Here is an 18,511-nt window from a genome sequence, read left to right on the forward strand (position 1 = left end):
GGAGCGATGAAGAAACCATGTTCCCGACCTCGTCGAGCAGCAAGGAGACGAAAATGTCCGGGTTACGAACAGTAAGCAGCGTCAATGACGCCCTCGTCGAAGTGGCTGCCTTCGCACAGGCGATGCCGGCGACCCCGGCGTGGGGACTCGATGGATTCGACGTGGTCGCCCGGCTCCGGGTGCTTCTCGCCAATCCGGAGCTGATCGACCAACGCGGCTTGAACGCGTGCGCTCCCGCCGTCTTCTATCGGCTCTGGCTGGAACGCGATCCTGTCGCGGCGGCGCGGTTCACCTGCAAGCTGCTGAAAGACGGGTCGGCGCCGATCGGCTCTCTCGTCGTCGCCCCGAGCTGGAAGCTGCTCGGGCAGCGTTATGCGCAACTGCGCACCGTCACGGACGCCGCGCATCCGGGCGCCACCCCGGAATGCACCGATTGGATGCTGCTCAGCGCCCTGCGCGATTCGGAGAACATCTGGTTCGACTATGCGGGCGAGCCCTACACGGCGGGGGATGCGGTCGCCGGCATCACGCTCCCGGCGACGCTGGCGAGTTGGCTGAGCGCGACCGGGCTCTACAACTCGGTCGAGAACAGCACGAATCTCGTGCTGTCGGCCGACCTCAACCAGTTCCTCATGCAGAACCCGGAGCCGGGCCTCGACATCCTCCTGTTCGTCAATACGCCGGCGATATACGACATGACGGCCACCATCCCCGCGAACGTGCCCGACGGAAGCTGGGTATCGGTGCCGAACCACTACGTCCACCTGCAGTCGATGCCGTACGTCGACGACATCCAGCGCTGGGTTCATCTCGACGTCTGGAGTTGGGCCCGGACGTGGGCGGGTTGGCAGGGCAGCGAACGGTTCCGCACCAACTACTTCGGTTACATCCGGGCATCGATGTAGAACTCCGCCGCCGTGGCATCGCCGCCAGCCTCGCCCTGTCCGTCGCCCGCCGCGCGGGGCTGAGCAGCCGCTCCAGGTCGGAGAACCGCCCGCCCCTGGCGTCGACCGCGTCAGGCCGGAGCGAGGACGCAGAACTCGTTGCCCTCCGGGTCGGCCAGGACGATCCACGAGACGTCGCACTGGCCGACGTCGGCGCGCGTCGCGCCGAGGGCCAGCAGCCGGGCCACCTCGGCCGCCTGATCGTCGCCCTGATACGGCACCACGTCGAGATGGGCGCGGTGCCGCCCGGTCGTCACGTCCGGCGTGCGGAGGAACTCAAGGTACGGCCCGACCCCCTTTGCCGAGCGCAGCCGCGCATGGTCGTCGGTCACCTCGTGCGGGGTCCAGTCCATCGCCTCGCCCCAGAAGCGGGCCATGGCCCGCGGGTCCGCGCAGTCGACGACCACCGCGGCGATCGGCCCGGTGTCCCGGTAGATCTTCCGAGGCTCCAGCACGCAGAACACGTTGCCCTCCGGATCGGCCAGCACCGTCCACGGCACGTCGCCCTGGCCGACGTCGGCGGGCGTCGCACCGAGTTCCCTCAGCCGCGCGACCAACTCCGTCTGGTGGGCCGCGGAGGTGGTGGCGAGGTCGAGGTGCGTACGGTACGTCACCGCTTCGGGGTCCGGGACGGCTATGACATCGACGCAGACCGGGGCATCGGGGTCCGTCCAGACGAAGCCCGCGGGCGCGACGCTGGTCGCACCGGGAACCGAGCGGGGCACCCAGCCGAGCGCCTCCGCCCAGAACCGGCCGAGCGCCGAGTCGTCCCGAGCCTTGAGATTCGCCTGAACAAGTCGCAGCGCCACGCCGCCCACCCTATGCCGGGCAGACAGACCGGGATGGACCACGGCGGGCCCCGAGTGTCCGGGACCGGGGGCCAGACTCAGCCGGCAGGCGATGTGCCCGGGTCGTCGCGGGCGGCTCCGAACCACCTGGGCAGCTGGCTGAGCAGATCTGCCTGGTCGTCGCCGACCCAGGCGACGTGGCCGTCCGGCCGCAGCAGCACGGCGGGTACGTCCAGTTCCGTGCTGCTGTCGACGACGTGGTCGACCCGGTCCGCCCACCCGGCGACCGAGAGCCGGCCGGTCTGGTCGAGGAGCAGTCCACGGCCGGCGTGGGTCAGCTCGTAGAGGCGCCCTTGTTGCAGCCGCAGGTCGCGCATCCGCCGGCCGAGCAGTTCGTGGCCCTCGCCGAAGTCGTAGCGGATGCCGACCGCGATGATCTTCTCCGTCAGGTACCGGTTCACGTCGTCGAAGGCCAGCAGCTCCGCAAGCAGCCGACGTACCGCCTGGGGCCCCGGCTCGGTGGACAGCAGTTCCATCTGCGCGCGGGTGTTGTCGAGTACGTCGGCGGCCACCGGGTGCCGCTCGGTGTGGTAGCTGTCCAGCAGCCCCTGCGGTGCCCAGCCGTCGATCTCGGCGGCCAGTTTCCAGCCGAGGTTGAAGGCGTCCTGGATGCCGAGGTTGAGCCCCTGGCCGCCGGTCGGCGGGTGGATGTGCGCCGCGTCGCCGGCCAGCAGGACCCGGCCGACCCGGTAGCGTTCGGCGAGCCGGGTGGCGTCGCCGAAGCGGGACAGCCAGCGTGGTGAGTGGACGCCGAAGTCGGTGCCGGCGTATATCCGCAACTGCTGGCTGAACTCTTCCAGGGTCGGCGGGGTCGAGCGGTCCTCGGCCACCCCGGCCGCGGGTACGACCACGCGGTACACCCCGTCACCGATGGGGCCGAGACCGAACCGCTTCTCGGTCTTGCGGACCTCGGTCACCACGGCGGTCACCGTCTCGGGTGGCGCGGTCACCTCCATCTCGCCGAGCAGCGTCTCGACCCGGCTGGGCTCGCCGGGGAAGCCGACGCCGAGCAGCTTGCGTACGGTGCTGCGACCGCCGTCGCAGCCGACGAGGTAGCGGGAGCGCAGCTGGGTGCCGTCGGCCAGTTCGGCGGTGACCCCGCTGTCGTCCTGCCTCAGCCCGACCAGTTCACAGCCGCGCCGGATCTCGGTGCCGACCTCGGTGGCGTGCTCGGCGAGCAGGCGGTCGGTGGTGGTCTGCGGGATGCCGAGAACGTAGGGGTGCGCGGTGTCCAGCCGCTCGGGGGCGGGCTTGGCGATGCCGGCGAAGAACCCACCGGCCGGGTAGCGCTGGCCGAGTGCGAGGAACCGGTCCAGCATGCCGCGCTGGTCCAGCACCTCGATGCTGCGCGCGTGCAGACCGAGCGCGCGGACGTACGGGACCGGCTCGGTCTCCCGCTCCAGCACGAGCACCCGTACCCCGTGCAGCCGCAGCTCGCTGGCCAGCATCAAGCCGGTCGGGCCGCCACCGGCAACGATCACGTCGAACATGAACCGCCCACTCCCTGAGGTTTGCGTGTCGGCCAGATCCGTCCCGGTCCGGTGGCGCGCGCCCGCGCGCCCCGAATGCTCATACGTTGACAAGAGCACACGTACTGCATGAACCGCTGTTTTCCACAGGTTCTGGCCCCGGCCGACGATTCTGCGGTACGACCCGGGTCTTGCCGCAAGACCCCCGGTGCGCTATATGTTGGGAGTGGCGAGGAGTTCGTTCTCCTCGCCTTTTGCTGTCTGCCGTCGGCGTGACACGGCCGCCGCGGCGACGAGACAGATCACGGCGGCGATGATCAGGGGTGGCCGGCCGCCCAGGTGTACGGCGGCGGCACCGAGTGGGATCGCCAGGGCGATCGGCGCGAACATGACGGTGTTGGCCGTGGCGGCGACGCGGCCGAGCACCGCGGGCGGGGTGTGGGTCTGTACGGCGGTGACGGCCGCGACCAGGGCCCAGGGCAGGCCGATCCCGGTGATCACCGAGGCGGCGACGGTGGCCGCCGGCCAGGGCAGGCAGCGGGCCAGGCAGCCGGCGGCGACCAGGACCGTGCCGGTGACACCGACGGCGACCGGTCGCCATCGGGTGAGCAGGCGGCCGGCGAACAGGCCCCCGGCGATCGAGCCGAGCCCTTGCGCGCTGAGCAGGATGCCGAGGAACGTCGCCGGTAGCCGCAGGTCGACGGTGACCACGGCGTACAGCGCCGCGGTGACGAAGCCGGACATGGCGATCGCGACGGCGGCCAGGGTGACGGTACGGCTGATCGTGGGTTCGGTGCGCAGTACGGCCAGGCCGACGCGCAGGCCCGACCGTCGGGGTGCCGGCGGGGCGGGGCGGGTGTGGCGCAGGCGCAGGGCGGTGTAGAGGGCGGCTCCGAGCAGGGGCATGGCGGCGCTGAGTACGGCGACCTGGTGCCCGCCCTGCCAGGCGTACAGGCCGGCGCCGGCCATCGGGGCGACGAGCTTGGCGCCTTCCTGGGCGCTGGAGCGCCAGCCGTTGACGGCGGCGAGCCCGTCGGGTGGGAGTGCCTGGGGCAGCAGGGCCGTTTCGCCGGCGTCGATGAGGACGTAGCTGACGCCGTAGGCGAGCGAGACGGCGAACAGCAGCCAGGTGTGCTCGGCGGCGTGGACGCCGAGGAGGCTGAGCAGGACGGCGGCGAGTGCCAGGTTGGTCGTGACGAGGGTGGGTCGTTTGGGCAGCCGGTCGAGCAGGCCGCCGAGCCAGGGGCCGGCGAGTTGCGGGGCGTAGATGCAGAGCCCGGTGAGCGCGGCGAGGCTGGTGGAGCCGGTCAGGTCGAGGATCCAGACGCTGGCGACCAGGGACATCGTGGTGCTGCCGAAGCCGGACAGCGCCGAGATCGTCACGAACAGGATGGTGTTGCGCCGCATGGCACCCCCGCGGATTGAGTCGTGGCGACTCACATCCTGGAAGTTGAGTCGATGCGGAGCAATACGCGTCGTGGCTGTCAATGATCTGTTGACAGGGCGTCCCGCAGGGCGGCGGTCGCGTCCCGGACCGGTACGGGCAGAAGTCGCTGGTCCACCTCGGTCAGGTCGGTGAGGACGTGCACGCCCAGGGCGTGGACGGCTCCGGGCTGGGCCTGCAGGGCGGCGGCGACGGTGGCGCGTACGAGCGCGGCCCGGGTGAAGCGGGTGTCCCACCGCCGGTCGGTGTCGATCCATCTCTGCAGTCGCGCCACAGCGGTGCGGGCCGCCGCCATCCGGGGCGCGTACGCGCTGGTGGCCTCGTGACGGCGGGCCTGGGCCGCCGTGACGAGTCGCTGGCGGCGCTGTTCGGCGGCCTGCCGGCTGGCCAGGCCGAGGGCGGCGGCGATCTGTGCCCAGGTGGCGCCGCCGTGGCGGGCGCGTTCGATGAGGGTGAGTTCGTGCTCGTCCAGCCGGGCGCGGGCGGCGCGGACCTCCGCCAGGTCCGCCAGTTCAGCCGTCATCCTGTCAACAGTACGTTGACAGGAGTTGTCGCGGCCGTCACCCGGTTTCGGGATGCCTTGCATGGTCATGCGGTCGCGTGCATATACTTCTGCTCGTGTCCAAGGTTCTCACCTCCCTGCCTGTCGGCGAACGCGTCGGAATCGCCTTCTCCGGCGGCCTCGATACCTCCGTAGCGGTCGCGTGGATGCGCGAGAAGGGTGCCGTTCCCTGCACCTACACCGCCGACATCGGCCAGTACGACGAGCCCGACATCGCCTCGGTGCCCGGCCGCGCGACGGCGTACGGCGCCGAGGTCGCCCGCCTGGTCGACTGCCGGGCGGCGCTCGTCGAGGAGGGACTCGCCGCGCTGGCCTGCGGCGCGTTCCACATCCGGTCCGGTGGCCGCACCTACTTCAACACCACCCCGCTCGGGCGGGCCGTCACCGGCACCCTGCTGGTGCGGGCGATGCTCGACGACGACGTGCAGATCTGGGGCGACGGCTCCACCTTCAAGGGCAACGACATCGAGCGGTTCTACCGCTACGGGCTGCTCGCCAACCCGTCGCTGCGGATCTACAAGCCGTGGCTGGACGCCGACTTCGTCACCGAGCTCGGCGGCCGCAAGGAGATGTCGGAGTGGCTGCTCGCCCACGATCTGCCCTACCGGGACAGCACCGAGAAGGCATACTCCACCGACGCGAACATCTGGGGCGCCACCCACGAGGCCAAGGCCCTCGAACACCTCGACGCCGGCATCGAGATCGTCGAGCCGATCATGGGCGTACGGTTCTGGGACCCGGCCGTCGTGATCGACACCGAGGACGTCACGATCGGCTTCGAGCGCGGCCGCCCGGTGACGATCAACGGTAAGGAGTTCGCCTCCGCGGTCGACCTGGTGCTGGAGGCCAACGCGATCGGCGGCCGGCACGGCATCGGCATGTCCGACCAGATCGAGAACCGGGTCATCGAGGCCAAGAGCCGCGGCATCTACGAGGCGCCGGGCATGGCGCTGCTGCACGCGGCGTACGAGCGGCTGGTCAACGCGATCCACAACGAGGACACCCTGGCCAGCTACCACAACGACGGCCGGCGGCTGGGCCGGCTGATGTACGAGGGCCGCTGGCTGGACCCGCAGGCGCTGATGCTGCGTGAGTCGCTGGACCGCTGGGTCGGGTCGGCGATCACCGGCGAGGTGACCATCCGGCTGCGGCGCGGCGAGGACTACTCGATCCTGGAGACGTCCGGTCCGGCGTTCAGCTACCACCCCGACAAGCTGTCGATGGAGCGCACCCAGGATTCGGCGTTCGGCCCGGTCGACCGGATCGGCCAGCTCACCATGCGCAACCTCGACATCGCCGACTCGCGGGCCAAGCTGGAGCAGTACGCCCGGCTCGGGATGGTCGGCGGCAGCCCGCACCCGGCGCTGACGATCACCGCCCAGCCGGCCCCGACCGGGCTGATCGGCGCGATGCCGGAGGGCGGGGCCGAGGCGATCGCGTCGCGCGGCGAGGGCCCCAACGGCGAGTTGCTCGACAACGCCGCGATGGAGTTCGGCACCGACTGACGCAAAGGACCTCTCCGGTGGCGCCCGCGACCGGGTGCCACCGGAGGGGTCAGTCCCACCAGAACGACCAGAAGGCGCGGTCGACCAGGCTGTCCGCGTACGTGGCGAGGGTCGGGGTGCCCGACTGCCAGACGTTGTCGGGGCAGAACGCGAAGTGTTCGGCGGCGACCCGCAGCGCGTGGTCGCGGTCGGTGGGCGGGGCGGCGACGCTGAGGTAGAGGGTGGCGAAGCCGACCGCGACGACCCGCGCCCCGAACCGTTCCTCCCAGCTGCGCAGCACCGCCGAGAACGTCGACATGTCGCCCTCGTAGTTCGCCGGCCCCATCCAGCCGAGGTCGGCGAGCGTGTCGGCGCCACGGGTGCTGGGCACCAGCCCGATCCGGGGCGCGGTCAGCCACGAGTCCAGGACGAGGAACCGGGCGAACTCGGTGGCGCACTCGTCCGGGTCCTCGCGCGGGCTGCCGGGGGCGGCCAGGCCGGGCCAGGTGTCCCCGAACGGGGCGACCACCGCCCGCCCCTGCGCTCCCTCCCCCTCGACCGGGAGAACGCCACGCCACCATTGCGCGAGCACCGTGTCGACGTCGTGTGCCGCCGGGTCGGTGGCCGGGTCCGGGTCCAGTTCGCCGCTGCGCCACGGCCGGTCCGGGTCCCGGTCGGAGAGCCCTTCCAGCAACAGCGGCCACAGCCCGGTCCGGGTGTGCCGGGCCCGCAGCGTCCCCCACAGTGCGGCGGGCGGTTCCGCGTCGCTGATCCACAGGAGCGGCTGGTCGGCGGCCCCGGATCGGGTGCCGCGCACGATGCCGCCGGGCGGCAGGTCGAGCCCCGTGGTGCCCGTCTCCAGGGCGGTCAGGGGGTGGGTCGGGTGATCTCCGGTCGCCATGCCGCAGACCGTAGCGGTGCGGTACGACGTGACGACCCCGACTTGACCCGTAAGCAATCTCTTACCAATATGGGGGCATGGTCTCCCACATCAGCCTGTTGTCCCTGCCCGTGACCGACCAGGACCGGGCCCGCGACTTCTACGTCGACGTACTCGGTTTCGACCTGCGCCGCGACAACCCGATGGGTCCCGACCAGCGCTGGGTCGAGGTCGCCCCGCAGGGCGCCCAGACGTCGATCACCCTGGTCACCTGGTTCCCCACCATGCCTGCCGGCTCGGTCAAGGGACTGGTCCTGGAAACCGACGACCTCGACGGCGACGTCGCCACCCTCACCGGCCGCGGCCTGCGCCTCGACGGCGGCATCCAGGAACAGCCGTGGGGCCGGTTCGTCACCTTCGACGACCCCGACGGCAACACCATCGTCCTGCAGGCCACCGCCCCGGACGCCTGACCGTGCCCGACGTCGACGTGTTCACCGCGATCGCCAGCCCGGTACGCCGCGCCCTGCTCGACGCGCTGCGGGCCGGGCCGCTCGCGGTCCACGAGCTCGCCGACGACTTCGCGATCAGCCGACCCGCGGTGTCCCAGCACCTCCAGGTGCTGCGCAACGCCGCCCTCGTCGTCGAGGAACGCGCCGGCCGCGAACGCCGCTACCGGCTGCAACCCGGCCCGCTGCGCGAGGTCGAGGACTGGCTCGGCCACTACGAGCGGTTCTGGGCCGACCACCTCGGCGCGCTGCGCGACCTCCTGGACGAGACGCCGTGACCGCCGACATCCGCACCGACGCGTTCCTGCCGCACCCGCCGGAGAAGGTGTGGCGGGCGCTGACCGACCCGGACCTGCTCGCCGCCTGGCTGATGCCGAACACGTTCGAGCCCCGGGTCGGGCACCGGTTCACGTTCCGCACCGACCCGGTCCCGGCGACCGGGTTCGACGGCGTCGTCCACTGCCGGGTCCTCGCCCTGGAACCGCCGCGCCTGCTGCGGATCAGTTGGGCCGGCGGCAGCCTGGACACCACCGTCACCTGGCGGCTCGCCGCCGAGGGCCGCGGCACCCGCCTGTTCCTGACCCACGAGGGCTTCGACGACACCGACCCGGCCCAGCAACTGACCTGGCGCATCCTCGGCGGCGGCTGGCGCGGCCAGCTCGCCCGACGCCTGGCGGCGACCCTGGCGACGATGGCATGACGGCCGGGGAAGACGACGCGGCCGCGTCCTGGGAACCGGTGACCGCCGGGCGGTCCGGTGCCCGGGTGTGGCGCGGCCCCGACCGCTACCGCAAACACGGCGACCCGGCCGGGATCGCCGCCGAGGCGCACCGCCTCACCTGGCTCGCCGGCCGGCGCGTACCGTGCCCGCGGGTCGTCGGACACCGACCCGGCGAGCTGGTCACGACCGCCGTACCCGGCCGGCCCGCCGTCGCGCTGACCACCGCCGCCGCCCGCGACCGGGCCGTCGACTCGCTGGCCGACCTGCTGCGTACGCTGCACGACCTGCCGGTGCGTGACTGCCCGTTCGACATGTCGCTGGCGGTGACCGTTCCCGCCGCCGACGCCGCGGTCACCGCCGGCACCGTCGACCTCGCCGACCTCGACGACATACGGCGCGGCTGGTCCGCCGACCGGCTGCGCGCCGAGCTGCACCGGACCCGGCCGGCGTCCGAGGACCTCGTCGTCTGCCACAACGACCTGACCCTGACCAACGTGCTCGTCGCCGACGACGGCACCGTCACCGGTGTCGTCGACGTCGCCCGGCTCGGCGTCGCCGACCGGCACAGCGACCTGGCACTGGTCACCCGCGACCTGGCCGGGGACTGGCACCCCGACCACGCCGCCCGCTTCCTCGCCCGGTACGGGACGTCGCGCACCGACCAGGCGAAGATCGACTTCTTTCAGCTTCTGGACGAGTTCTTCTGACCGTCGCCGCCGGCGCACGCGGCGACGATCGTGTCGACGACCGTCACCGGCACCATGACGGCGACGTCCCAGCTCTCGTCGTCGGCGCCGACCAGGACCGCGACGGACCCGTCCGCGTACGCCCAGTGCACCGGCACTCCCGCGCACGTGCCGACGCGCAGCGACCGGCGGGCCACCCAGTCCGCGTCACGGATCGCCCGCAGGCCGGCGAGCCCGGCGTACGGGGCACGGACGTTGAGTTCCCAGGTCGGCGACCGCAGCCTCACGTGGGCCAGGTCGGGGCCGCCGTCGACGGTCACGTCGACCACGACGCCTCCGGGCCGGGGAGCTGCCACAGGCGTACCAGGTCACCGTCGTGGCCGGTGGTGAGCCAGCGGCCGCCGCCCCCGGCGGGCCGGATCGCGTACGTCGTCATCGGCTGCCCGTAGTCGACCGTCGCCACGTACCGCAGGTCGTCCGTCGACAGCAGCAGATGCTCCTCGGTGTCGGTCTCGTACTCGTCGGTGTTGACGCCGACGACGACGAGTTCGTCGTCGACCACGGCGGCCGCCTCGACCAGGATGTATTCCGGGTCGGTGGGATAGCCGGGGATGCCGTCGGCGTCGCAGCCGGCCACCGCCGTGCCGGTCGCGGTGTCGTGGATGCCGATCTCGCCGTCGACGTGCGGCATCGCCAGGTAGCGGTCGCCGCCGCAGGTGAACCCGGTCAGGACCTCGCCGGCCAGCTCACGGCAGTCGATCCGGTCGCCGTCGAGGCGGAGCAGCCAACTGTAGGAGCCGTCCTGCCCCAGCACGACGTGCAGCCCCAGCCAGCCATGGTCTGGGTGCGGCCAGAAGGTGGCGGCACCGATCTGCGACTCCAGTTCGATACGGTCGATCTCCCGCCCGGTCGCCGCGTCGAACGCGACCAGGTGGTCGCCGCCCGGCACGTACACCCACAGCACGCCGTCGGCGTCGAGGAAGCAGTTCGGGGTGCACGGCGTCCCAACCGCCTCGACCGGCTGGTCGCGCCGCCACAGCAGGCTGCCGGCCAGGTCGACCACGGCCAGGTGGTCGAGGGTGACGACCGCGACGTGCCGGCCGCGTACGGTCGCCTCGAACGCCGCCCCACCGGTCGGCACCGCGATCCGGGCGGTGGGGCGCAGCAGGTCGTCGAGGACGGCGACCGCCTGCTCGGCGGGCCGCGCGACGATCCAGCCGACCCCGTCGACGTGGGAGATGGCATCGCCGGCGGGTACGGAGGTCTCGGCCAGAAGTCGTGGACGCACGGCGGCAGGGTACCGGCATACTGCGACAGTGGACGCCGCCCCGCCCCCCGCACCGCACCAGCGGGCGCTGTCGACCGGGCCGCCGCTCGACCCAGGGCTGCGGGTCACCCTGAATATGGACGTGAGCTCCAACTACGTCGACACCCCCGACCAGTCCCTCATCGGATTCGGGCTCACCCAACTGGCACGATTTCGCCTACCGGTACCTGCGCGATCGGGAACTCCAGCGGGAGGTCACCCACGCCGCTGCCAGGGTGGCGGTGGTGAGGGCACGACGGGTAGCGGCAGGTGGCTTCGGCCTGGCCAGCCTGACACCGGGTCACCGCATCAGCGCCGCGACGGTTGATGGCCGGTCCACGGTGGGGTTGCCCAGGTCGGTCACGGCTGAGTGGGTGACGACCAGACGCACCGGCTCGCCGGTGGCGTACCGGCGGATCGCCAGCGACAGCTTGGGCTCGGTACCCGGGTCCATGGGAGCGTGGCGCAGCTGGTCGACGAACGCTCGGGTCAGCCGGGCGCGGCCTTCCAGCAGCCACAGGCTTGACGCGCCGTGCTCGCCCTCCAGTTCCCGCGCCCGCTCTGGGAGGGTTTCTCGATCAGGTCGGTCAGGACGAGCTCGGCGCCGTCGCGGTGGGAGACGGCCACGCCGCGGTGGCCGGCCTCGGCCGGGTGGTAGCGCCGCACGAGCACCGCTGTCTGTCCGGCCGGGACGGCCGCCAGCGCGCGGCTGGGGTTGTCGTGGGGGTAGAGGTTGTCGGCGAACGCCACGAACACGTCCCCGGCCGCACGCAGGTGATCGGTGCCGTTGAGGACCGAGGTGACGTCGGCGTACCGCCCGCGCTGCGGAATGAACGTCAGGTCCAGCTGCTCGCTCAGGGGCAGGTCGGTGCGCGGCAGGCGCGCGGCGCGCCGGTAGGCGGCCAGGCCGCCCCGGCCGAGTGTTGTCTTGGCCCAGGCGATGAACGGCTCGTAGAACGGGTGATACACGACGGTGACCTGGGCCGGGGAGAGCGCGGTCAGCTCGTCGAGCAGGTGCAGGATGCCCGGCCGGCCGGCTACCGGCGTGAACTCCTTGGGCAGGTGCCGCGCCCACGTCGCCACCCTCGTCCCCAGGCCACCTGCGCAGACGACGACCTGGGTGATCGGCTGCCGGCTCATGGCCGCGCCGTCGGGTGGTGATCGTCCAGGATTGTTACGGTCTGCAGGTGCCGATGAATGTGCGCGTCACCGCGATCGTGATCGAGGATGACCAGATCCTGCTGCTGGACCAGGACACCGAGGGCGACCGGTCGTGGTCGTTGCCTGGCGGCAAGGTCGAACCCGGCGAGACGGTCGAAGAGGCCCTTGAACGTGAGGTGCGGGAGGAGACTGGTCTGGAGATCCGGGTCGGGGATCTGCTGTACGTGTGCGATGTCGTGCAGGCGCACGTCGTTCACCTCACCTTCGAGTGCCGCCGGGTGGGTGGCACGCTCGGGGCGGTCGTGCCCGGGGCGGACACCCGGCCGATCCGCGCGGTGGAGTTCGTCAAGCTCGCTGATCTGCCGTCGCTGGGGTTCAGCGAGCGGTTCGTGGAGTTGGCCAGGGCCGGCTGGCCCGACGCCGGGTCATATATGGGCCCGAAGGCCAACATCGGCCTGTAGCGAGGCCGCGACCCCGAGATCCAGGTCGGCGAGGCTGCGGTCCCGGCCGGCGAGGCTATCGATCCAGGTGTCCAACACTGTGGCGATCTGCGCGACGGTCGGGCCGGTGAACGGCGCGCTCACGTCCCGCGCGAGCCGGATGCCGATGCCGCGGGACGCACCGAGCAGGTGCCTGGATCGCAGCCGGTTGACCTCCTCGGCGGTGGCCGGGGTGTTCCACGCCGCGCCGTGGATCCACCGCTCGACAGGTTGACCGAAGTCCGCTGGTGGGCCGTCTCCGCACCACACCTGCACGTTGCCGACCGGGTGGTGCACACCGTGCGGGCTGATCATGTGGGTGACCGGGGCGACGTCACCAAGCGCGTAGCCGTGATTGGACGGCTCGGTGTCGGCCGCCAGTACGCACAGTTCGCCGTGCGTGGGCAGGCGGGCGGAGTTGACCGCGGCGAACACGGCCGCCCCGAACCAGGTCACCCAGTAGACCGGGTGATGCGCGAAGCCGGGGCTGACCATCCAGCTCTCCCGCTCCGGCGACCAGTGGATGCGGCCGCCGCGTTCGTGCGGCATCGGCACCAGCAGCAGATGTGTACCGTGCTGGGTGTTCGGCATTCCGGCCGCGTGCAGCGCGTTGAGCAGGCCGCAGAACTCAGCGTTGCTGACCAGCAGGTTCCGCCAAGCGAGCCTGTGCAGATACACATACCTGACTTGCGGCGGCGGGCTCGCCGTGCGGCCGCGACCGTTACGCGACGGCGTGGGCCGCTCAGCCAGCTGGTAGTGCTCCGCCCCGGTCAGCCACGTCGCCGCCCGCGCCAGCACGCTGGCCGGCACACGGTCGGCCGCCGCCGACAGCGTCTCCGCCGTGCACGCGGTGACCTGGGCGGCCTCCGCAGCGGTGAGCTGCGCGGCCAGCCTGGTCTTGTGGTTGGTCGTGGCGAACAGGTCGTCACCAGCCGCAGGCGCAGGCTGCGTCGCGTGCGGAAGGCGATTCTGCGGAATCAGCGCAGCCAGGGCCGCCCAGGCAGCAGGCCGGTCGAGCACTGCGGTCTCGTAGCGGACCTGGGCGTGGTCGCGGCCGTCGAGCGCGTCGGCCAGCAGCACCGCGTTGAGCACGATCAGCCGGGTCAGCGCGGTCAGTTCGCCCGGGCCGTCATCGGGTACCAGCGGCGCGAACCGCTCGCGCGGCCCGGCGCAGGTCATGGTGACCATCTGCCGGTAACGGTCGGCGTACCCCCACCGATGAAACAACTGGGACCGCGCGAAGGAACTGGCGACGCCGAGCGGACGGCGGGTGAGCACGACCACGGGCGCATCGGCGAACAGCCGCAGCAGCGACCGCGCGGTGAAGAACAGGTTGGTCTCCTTGACCAGATGCCGCACCGGCGCGTACTTGGCCAGCACGAACTCGACCAGGCCGTGCCAGCCGAGCGTGCCGAGCAGCGCCCGGGGCACCTGCTCGACGTCGACGCCGTCCGGGTTGACCGGCGACAGCGGGTGCAGTGCGCCGATCTGCTGCCGGAACGGCTCGTTGTGCTGCGGCATGACCGGCCGCAGCGTGTCCGACAGCCAGTTGGAGCCGACCCGCTCGCTGGTACCCAGCGCGAGCAGCGGTGGCAGCACGGTCACGCCGGCGTCGCGGGCCTGCGCCCGTACATCGGTGACTCGCTGGTCGATCTCGTCCAGCACGTGGATGAACGCTGTGTCCATACCCGACCTCACCTCCGAGGTCCAGGCTGGCCGGATACGCGTTCGTCGCGGAAGGTGTTCCGGCGTCGGCGGGGTTGGGCCGGGTTGTCAGGGCTTGCGCGGGGTTGCGCGACCCACGACCAGCGTTGATGTCGCTCTATGCTTGGGTCGCGTCACCGACGGGGAAGGGTGGTGAGACGGGCCGATGGCACGAGCGGTCTCCAACCACCACCTATATGCGCTCCTCGAGGAGGCGGGGTACGCGCAGGCGCGGGCCGCGTTCGCCCGGCAGGTCAACCTGCGCGGCCGCGCGCACGGGCTGACGCTTCGCTACGACGCCGCCTCGGTGTACTGGTGGCTGCGCGGCCGCCGCCCTGACCACCCGGTACCCCAGGTCATCGCCGATGTCCTAACCCGACGTCTCGGCCGGCCGATCGGCGTCGACGCACTGGGCTTCACCACCGGTGGCGCGCTGGCAAGCCTCGGCCTGACGTTCCCCGCCGACCTGAAGGACGCCCGCGCCACCGTCGCGGACCTGTGGCGGCAGCAAGTCGCCCGCCACGGCGCACTCAGCGCGGTGCCGTTTGTCGCGGCCGCCACTGCTGATGCCGGATGGCGCTGGCACTTCGACCCCCGCGACCCGGACGCCTCCCACCGTGGCGCCCGCCGCGTCACCCTCGCCGACGTCGACGCGCTTCGCGCCTGCCAGCAGCAGTTCCTCGATCTCGACCGGCGCCACGGCGGCGGCCAGTTCCGCGCGTTCCTCGCCGAGTGGCTGCACCGCGAGGTCGAGCCGATGCTCCACGGCACGTACACCGACCGGGTAGGCCGGCAGTTGTTCGCCGCCGTCGCCGAGCTGACCGGCCAGGTCGCGTTCATGAGCTACGACATCGGTGATCACGGATGGGCGCAGCGGCACTTCATCCAGTCGCTGCGCCTGGCGAAGGCAGCCGATCACGTCGGGTTCGGCGCACACATCCTGGCCAACATGTCCACCCAGGCCGTCTACCTTCGACAGCCCGGCGAAGCCGTCCGGCTGGCCCGGGCCGCCGTCGACGGCGGCCGCGCCCACACGTCGGTCATGGCCAGGCTGCACACCGCCGAGGCGTGCGCCCACGCGATCGCCGGGACGCCCGCAGTTGCACAGCCGCGCTGCGGCTGGCCGAGGACGCGACCGCAAAGGCAGGTGGAAACGATCAACCGGCGTGGGCCGGGTACTTCACCCCGGCGCACCTGGCCGGCACAGCGATCCGCTGCCTGCGTGACCTCGGCCGCACCAAGGAAGCGCTCGGGTACGCCGGGCAGGCCCTCGACCTGGGCGAGGGCAGCGTACGCACCCGCGCCCTGCACACCGCGCTGGTCGCCAGCGTCTACGCCACCGGCTCCTCCGCAGAGCCCGAGCACGCCGGCCAACTCGGCCACGACGCCCTCGACCTGGCCGGCCGGGTCCGCTCCCGCCGCGTCAGCGACCGCATCACCGACCTGGCCGGGCGCCTATCTGCGCATCGCGGCAACCCGATGGTCGACGGGTTCCTGCGCCGCGCCCGCGACTACGTTTCGCCAGCCGTGGGTAAAGTCAGGCAATGACGTGGGTTGAGCCGAGGCAGTGGTACGCGCAGCTCGCGGCCTTCCACGCCGCGGCCGCCCTGTTCGTCACCGACGAGCGAGGGCGGGTGTTGCTGGTCAAACCGAACTACCGCGACCACTGGGCCATCCCCGGCGGGTACGTCGACCAGCACGAGACCCCCAACATAGCCGCCGAGCGCGAACTGCGCGAAGAACTCGGACTCGCCTTGCCCGCCGGGGACCTTCTGGTCGTCGACTGGGCCGCCCCGGCCGGGCCCCGCATCCGCGCCCTGGTCAACTTCGTCTTCGACGGTGGCCGGATCACGGACGACCACGACATCCGGCTCTGCCCTGACGAACTGGACACGTTCGGGTTCCACAACCCGGAGCAGTGCCGCAGCCTTCTGCCCCCACGCGTAGCGCCGCGCATCGAGGCCGCGTTCGCGGCCCGCGCCAAGGGCACGACGGTCTACCTGACCGACGGCGCGCTTGGTCTCTCATAAATGGCACCGTGCACGAGCTCAAACGCCCCGCCCGCAACGCCGCCGCTTCGGCGCCCGACATACCGCCGTCGTACGGGCCGTGTTCGGCGCCGGCCGGCGGGCGACCGGGGTCGGGCGACTGCGGGGCGGTACCCGCAAGGGCGTCTACCGGCTGGCCCTGGATGATGGAACGGCGGTCGTCGTCTACGTGTGGAACGCGGCCGAGGACCGAACTGTCCGGGCGGCTGAGGTCAGCGTAGGACGAGCAGGTCGAAGGTGTCGACGACCGGGCCGGTGTCGGTGGCGGCGGCCCGCTGCAGCCGGGCCAGGCCGGTGGCGTACTCGTCGTCGGTGAGCAGCCGCAGCGGGGTGTGCGCGTCGCGGCGCAGCCCGGTGGCGGCGGCCGCGAGTGTGGCGGCGGTGACCTGCGGGACCTGTTCGAGCGCGGCGGTGGTGAAGCCGTGGACGGCGAAGGCGGCTTCGACGTCGGCGACGGCCGGGAAGGTGTCGACGACGCGGACGGCTTCGGGGAAGTGGCGGAACAGGGTGATGCCGTGGTGGCGGCCGGCGAACACCGAACGGATCAGGACCGGGCCGCCTGGCCGTACGACGCGGCGCAGTTCGGCGGCGGCCGCCGGCAGGTCCGGTACGTGGTGGATGACGGTGGACAGCCAGGCGGCGTCGACGTCGGCGGTGGGCAGCGGGATGTCGGCGGCGTGTCCGGGGCGTACGTCGGGGTGGGTGCAGCGGTCCCGCATCGCCGGTGACGGTTCGACGGCGACGACACGGCTGCCGGGGTACCAGGCGGTGAGGGTCCGGGCCCACCGGCCGGTGCCGGCGCCGAGGTCGAGCAGCCGCGGTCCGGGCCGGGGGGCGAGGTGTCGGGCGAGCGCCGGCCGCCAGGCGGCGACGGCGTCGTCGGTCAGGTGGCGGTTGGCTTCGAACGCCGCGGCGGCGGTGGTGTCGTACGCGATGCGGGCCATGTCGTCCACCGCAGCACGGTGCGGCCGACGGTGGCAAGGGGGCCGGTGTGGTCAGCCGGGCGGGGGCAGCAGCCGGGCGACGAGGTCCTCGATCAGGGTGTCGGGCCGGTGGGGTGCGAGCAGGCCGGGGACGGTGAGGTCTTCGATGATCAGGCCGAACATAGCGAGGTAGAGCAGGACGACGCCGCGGCGGTCGCCGGGCAGTCCGGCGTCGACGTGGAAGTCGATGTTGGCGGCCAGGTCGGCGGCGAGGAACCGGGTCAGTTCGGCGTGCAGTTCGGGCCGGCGGGTGGCTTCCAGGCGCAGTTCGAGCAGGGCGAGGTGGCTGCTGCGGTCGCGGCGCATCCGTTCGACGATCGCGCGCATGAGGGTGACGGTCAGGTCGGCCGACGGTGGCGCGGTCATGGTGTCGGCGAGTTCGGCGGGGTCGGGGGTGAGCCGCTCGCGGGTGCGGCGCATGACCTGGGCGAGCAGGTCGGCGCGGTTGGTGAAGTAGTTCGAGGTGGTGCCGGTGGGGACGGCGGCCTGCGTGTCGACGGCGCGCAGGGTCAGGCCGCGTGAGCCGTCGCGGGCCAGGACCTCGATGGCGGCGTCGAGCAGCGCGGTGCGCCGGGCCGGGTTCTGTCGCATGGGAGGCCTCCCGATTGACACCACTGTGACTGCAGTACTACGGTCGAATCACTGCAAGCACAGTACATCAGGTCCGGTGACCGGACCGGAACGGGAAACGATGCGAAAGCTGACCTACTACGTCGCCGCCACCCTCGACGGACACATCGCCGGCCCCGCCGGCGAGTTCGACTTCTTCCCCCTGCACGCCGACCTGACCGAGGCGATCGTCGCCCGCTACCCCGAGACGATCCCCGGCCACGTACGCGCACCACTCGGCCTGGCCGACCTACCCAACCAACGGTTCGACACCGTCGTCATGGGACGCGGCACCTACGAACCCGCCCTGCGCGAAGGAATCACCAGCCCCTACCCACACCTGCGCCAGTACGTCGTCTCCCGCACCCTGACCACCGACGACCCGCAGGTCACCGTCGTCGCCGACGACCCGGTCCGCGTCGTACGCGACCTCAAACAGCAGGACGGCCTCGACATCTGGCTCTGCGGCGGCGGCAAGCTCGCCGCGACCCTGCGCGACGAGATCGACGAACTGATCATCAAACGGAACCCGATCGTCGCCGGCGCCGGCATCCCACTGTTCGACGGCCCGTTCACCCCGACCACCTACACCCCCGTCGAGACCCACGAATTCGCCTCCGGCGTCGTCATGACCACCTACACCAGGGCCGCCTGAACCCGACCCGCGCGACAAT

The 18,511-nt window shown here is 71.9% G+C and carries 23 protein-coding genes; 10 read left to right on the plus strand and 13 right to left on the minus strand.

All coding sequences use genetic code 11. The features are described from left to right. The first annotated feature begins 17 nt into the window (after positions 1-17). Positions 18-905: a hypothetical protein gene (locus tag AB0I42_RS26010; protein ID WP_357540985.1), complete on the plus strand. Its 888-nt coding sequence runs from the start codon at positions 18-20 to the stop codon at positions 903-905. 110 nt (positions 906-1,015) lie between these two features. On the opposite strand, the gene AB0I42_RS26015 is transcribed toward AB0I42_RS26010, so the two are convergent. The 4 genes from AB0I42_RS26015 to AB0I42_RS26030 all read right to left on the minus strand — a co-directional run bounded on the left by AB0I42_RS26015 (position 1,016) and on the right by AB0I42_RS26030 (position 5,228). Beyond that, positions 1,016-1,753, minus strand: a complete 738-nt coding sequence (locus tag AB0I42_RS26015) for a VOC family protein (protein ID WP_357540987.1) — start codon at positions 1,751-1,753, stop codon at positions 1,016-1,018. 77 nt (positions 1,754-1,830) lie between these two features. After that, positions 1,831-3,282: a rifampin monooxygenase gene (gene rox, locus AB0I42_RS26020; RefSeq protein WP_357540989.1), complete on the minus strand. Its 1,452-nt coding sequence runs from the start codon at positions 3,280-3,282 to the stop codon at positions 1,831-1,833. 192 nt (positions 3,283-3,474) lie between these two features. Next, positions 3,475-4,668, minus strand: coding sequence for an MFS transporter (locus AB0I42_RS26025; protein ID WP_357540991.1), 1,194 nt, complete (start codon positions 4,666-4,668; stop codon positions 3,475-3,477). A 77-nt stretch (positions 4,669-4,745) separates the two neighbouring features. Beyond that, positions 4,746-5,228 carry a hypothetical protein gene (locus AB0I42_RS26030; protein ID WP_357540993.1) on the minus strand — a complete coding sequence of 161 codons (483 nt, stop codon included), beginning with the start codon at positions 5,226-5,228 and terminating at the stop codon, positions 4,746-4,748. A 95-nt stretch (positions 5,229-5,323) separates the two neighbouring features. Between AB0I42_RS26030 and argG the strand changes: the two genes are divergently transcribed. Next, positions 5,324-6,772: an argininosuccinate synthase gene (gene argG / locus AB0I42_RS26035; protein ID WP_357540995.1), complete on the plus strand. Its 1,449-nt coding sequence runs from the start codon at positions 5,324-5,326 to the stop codon at positions 6,770-6,772. Positions 6,773-6,821: 49 nt separating this feature from the next. Here argG and AB0I42_RS26040 read toward each other — a convergent pair whose 3' ends face one another. Continuing rightward, positions 6,822-7,652: a DUF4253 domain-containing protein gene (locus tag AB0I42_RS26040; protein WP_357540997.1), complete on the minus strand. Its 831-nt coding sequence runs from the start codon at positions 7,650-7,652 to the stop codon at positions 6,822-6,824. A 77-nt stretch (positions 7,653-7,729) separates the two neighbouring features. Between AB0I42_RS26040 and AB0I42_RS26045 the strand changes: the two genes are divergently transcribed. Genes AB0I42_RS26045 through AB0I42_RS26060 form a run of 4 tightly spaced genes read left to right on the plus strand, consistent with a single transcriptional unit; the run spans position 7,730 to position 9,568 of the window. Beyond that, on the plus strand, positions 7,730-8,104 hold the full coding sequence (locus AB0I42_RS26045; protein ID WP_357540999.1) for a VOC family protein: 375 nt from the start codon (positions 7,730-7,732) through the stop codon (positions 8,102-8,104). Between the two features lie 2 nt (positions 8,105-8,106). Further along, positions 8,107-8,418, plus strand: a complete 312-nt coding sequence (locus tag AB0I42_RS26050) for a metalloregulator ArsR/SmtB family transcription factor (RefSeq protein WP_357541001.1) — start codon at positions 8,107-8,109, stop codon at positions 8,416-8,418. Next, entirely contained in the window at positions 8,415-8,840 is a 426-nt protein-coding gene (locus tag AB0I42_RS26055) for an SRPBCC domain-containing protein (RefSeq protein WP_357541003.1), read from the plus strand. The genes AB0I42_RS26050 and AB0I42_RS26055 overlap by 4 nt, the downstream gene beginning before the upstream one ends. Next, complete coding sequence (locus AB0I42_RS26060; protein WP_357541005.1) at positions 8,837-9,568, plus strand: APH(3') family aminoglycoside O-phosphotransferase; 732 nt, start codon at positions 8,837-8,839, stop codon at positions 9,566-9,568. The genes AB0I42_RS26055 and AB0I42_RS26060 overlap by 4 nt, the downstream gene beginning before the upstream one ends. Here AB0I42_RS26060 and AB0I42_RS26065 read toward each other — a convergent pair. From AB0I42_RS26065 to AB0I42_RS26080, 4 genes are all read right to left on the minus strand, one after another. Next, positions 9,544-9,876 (minus strand): hypothetical protein, encoded by a 333-nt coding sequence (locus AB0I42_RS26065; protein ID WP_357541007.1) that lies wholly within the window; start codon positions 9,874-9,876, stop codon positions 9,544-9,546. The genes AB0I42_RS26060 and AB0I42_RS26065 overlap by 25 nt on opposite strands. After that, positions 9,864-10,835, minus strand: a complete 972-nt coding sequence (locus tag AB0I42_RS26070) for a hypothetical protein (protein ID WP_357541009.1) — start codon at positions 10,833-10,835, stop codon at positions 9,864-9,866. The genes AB0I42_RS26065 and AB0I42_RS26070 overlap by 13 nt, the downstream gene beginning before the upstream one ends. A 319-nt stretch (positions 10,836-11,154) precedes the next feature. Beyond that, the gene (locus AB0I42_RS26075) at positions 11,155-11,307 is read right to left on the minus strand and encodes a hypothetical protein (protein ID WP_357541011.1); all 153 of its coding nucleotides are present in this window, start codon (positions 11,305-11,307) and stop codon (positions 11,155-11,157) included. Positions 11,308-11,342: 35 nt separating this feature from the next. Beyond that, positions 11,343-11,993 carry a sugar phosphate nucleotidyltransferase gene (locus tag AB0I42_RS26080; protein WP_357541013.1) on the minus strand — a complete coding sequence of 217 codons (651 nt, stop codon included), beginning with the start codon at positions 11,991-11,993 and terminating at the stop codon, positions 11,343-11,345. A gap of 14 nt (positions 11,994-12,007) precedes the next feature. Between AB0I42_RS26080 and AB0I42_RS26085 the strand changes: the two genes are divergently transcribed. Continuing rightward, positions 12,008-12,475 carry an NUDIX hydrolase gene (locus AB0I42_RS26085; protein ID WP_357541015.1) on the plus strand — a complete coding sequence of 156 codons (468 nt, stop codon included), beginning with the start codon at positions 12,008-12,010 and terminating at the stop codon, positions 12,473-12,475. Here the strand turns inward: AB0I42_RS26085 and AB0I42_RS26090 are convergent. Next, positions 12,440-14,179 carry a hypothetical protein gene (locus AB0I42_RS26090; protein WP_357541017.1) on the minus strand — a complete coding sequence of 580 codons (1,740 nt, stop codon included), beginning with the start codon at positions 14,177-14,179 and terminating at the stop codon, positions 12,440-12,442. The genes AB0I42_RS26085 and AB0I42_RS26090 overlap by 36 nt on opposite strands. Positions 14,180-14,567: 388 nt before the next feature. After that, positions 14,568-15,230, minus strand: a complete 663-nt coding sequence (locus AB0I42_RS26095) for a hypothetical protein (RefSeq protein WP_357541019.1) — start codon at positions 15,228-15,230, stop codon at positions 14,568-14,570. 35 nt (positions 15,231-15,265) lie between these two features. Here AB0I42_RS26095 and AB0I42_RS26100 point away from each other — a divergent pair, with 35 nt between their 5' ends. Together AB0I42_RS26100 and AB0I42_RS26105 are read left to right on the plus strand one after the other, a co-directional pair. Further along, positions 15,266-15,745, plus strand: coding sequence for a hypothetical protein (locus tag AB0I42_RS26100; RefSeq protein ID WP_357541020.1), 480 nt, complete (start codon positions 15,266-15,268; stop codon positions 15,743-15,745). Continuing rightward, positions 15,742-16,227 carry an NUDIX hydrolase gene (locus AB0I42_RS26105; protein ID WP_357541022.1) on the plus strand — a complete coding sequence of 162 codons (486 nt, stop codon included), beginning with the start codon at positions 15,742-15,744 and terminating at the stop codon, positions 16,225-16,227. The genes AB0I42_RS26100 and AB0I42_RS26105 overlap by 4 nt, the downstream gene beginning before the upstream one ends. Positions 16,228-16,457: 230 nt before the next feature. Here the strand turns inward: AB0I42_RS26105 and AB0I42_RS26110 are convergent, their stop codons facing one another. Beyond that, positions 16,458-17,189 (minus strand): methyltransferase domain-containing protein, encoded by a 732-nt coding sequence (locus tag AB0I42_RS26110; RefSeq protein WP_357541064.1) that lies wholly within the window; start codon positions 17,187-17,189, stop codon positions 16,458-16,460. Between the two features lie 51 nt (positions 17,190-17,240). Continuing rightward, complete coding sequence (locus AB0I42_RS26115) at positions 17,241-17,819, minus strand: TetR family transcriptional regulator (protein WP_357541024.1); 579 nt, start codon at positions 17,817-17,819, stop codon at positions 17,241-17,243. A 100-nt stretch (positions 17,820-17,919) separates the two neighbouring features. Between AB0I42_RS26115 and AB0I42_RS26120 the strand changes: the two genes are divergently transcribed. Beyond that, on the plus strand, positions 17,920-18,492 hold the full coding sequence (locus AB0I42_RS26120; RefSeq protein WP_357541026.1) for a dihydrofolate reductase family protein: 573 nt from the start codon (positions 17,920-17,922) through the stop codon (positions 18,490-18,492). The last annotated feature ends 19 nt before the right edge of the window (positions 18,493-18,511 follow it).

The organism is Polymorphospora sp. NPDC050346, assembly GCF_040655695.1.
GTDB classification, from domain to species: Bacteria; Actinomycetota; Actinomycetes; order Mycobacteriales; family Micromonosporaceae; genus Polymorphospora; species Polymorphospora lycopeni.

Excerpts from the sequence above, each read along its gene's own strand:
- AB0I42_RS26010 (WP_357540985.1), top strand. The coding sequence starts at position 18 with ATGTTCCCGACCTCGTCGAGCAGCAAGGAGACGAAAATGTCCGGGTTA.
- rox (WP_357540989.1), bottom strand. The coding sequence starts at position 3,282 with ATGTTCGACGTGATCGTTGCCGGTGGCGGCCCGACCGGCTTGATGCTG.
- AB0I42_RS26025 (WP_357540991.1), bottom strand. The coding sequence starts at position 4,668 with ATGCGGCGCAACACCATCCTGTTCGTGACGATCTCGGCGCTGTCCGGC.
- AB0I42_RS26030 (WP_357540993.1), bottom strand. The coding sequence starts at position 5,228 with ATGACGGCTGAACTGGCGGACCTGGCGGAGGTCCGCGCCGCCCGCGCC.
- AB0I42_RS26040 (WP_357540997.1), bottom strand. The coding sequence starts at position 7,652 with ATGGCGACCGGAGATCACCCGACCCACCCCCTGACCGCCCTGGAGACG.
- AB0I42_RS26045 (WP_357540999.1), top strand. The coding sequence starts at position 7,730 with ATGGTCTCCCACATCAGCCTGTTGTCCCTGCCCGTGACCGACCAGGAC.
- AB0I42_RS26060 (WP_357541005.1), top strand. The coding sequence starts at position 8,837 with ATGACGGCCGGGGAAGACGACGCGGCCGCGTCCTGGGAACCGGTGACC.
- AB0I42_RS26075 (WP_357541011.1), bottom strand. The coding sequence starts at position 11,307 with ATGGACCCGGGTACCGAGCCCAAGCTGTCGCTGGCGATCCGCCGGTAC.
- AB0I42_RS26080 (WP_357541013.1), bottom strand. The coding sequence starts at position 11,993 with ATGAGCCGGCAGCCGATCACCCAGGTCGTCGTCTGCGCAGGTGGCCTG.
- AB0I42_RS26090 (WP_357541017.1), bottom strand. The coding sequence starts at position 14,179 with ATGGACACAGCGTTCATCCACGTGCTGGACGAGATCGACCAGCGAGTC.
- AB0I42_RS26105 (WP_357541022.1), top strand. The coding sequence starts at position 15,742 with ATGACGTGGGTTGAGCCGAGGCAGTGGTACGCGCAGCTCGCGGCCTTC.
- AB0I42_RS26110 (WP_357541064.1), bottom strand. The coding sequence starts at position 17,189 with ATGGCCCGCATCGCGTACGACACCACCGCCGCCGCGGCGTTCGAAGCC.
- AB0I42_RS26115 (WP_357541024.1), bottom strand. The coding sequence starts at position 17,819 with ATGCGACAGAACCCGGCCCGGCGCACCGCGCTGCTCGACGCCGCCATC.
- AB0I42_RS26120 (WP_357541026.1), top strand. The coding sequence starts at position 17,920 with ATGCGAAAGCTGACCTACTACGTCGCCGCCACCCTCGACGGACACATC.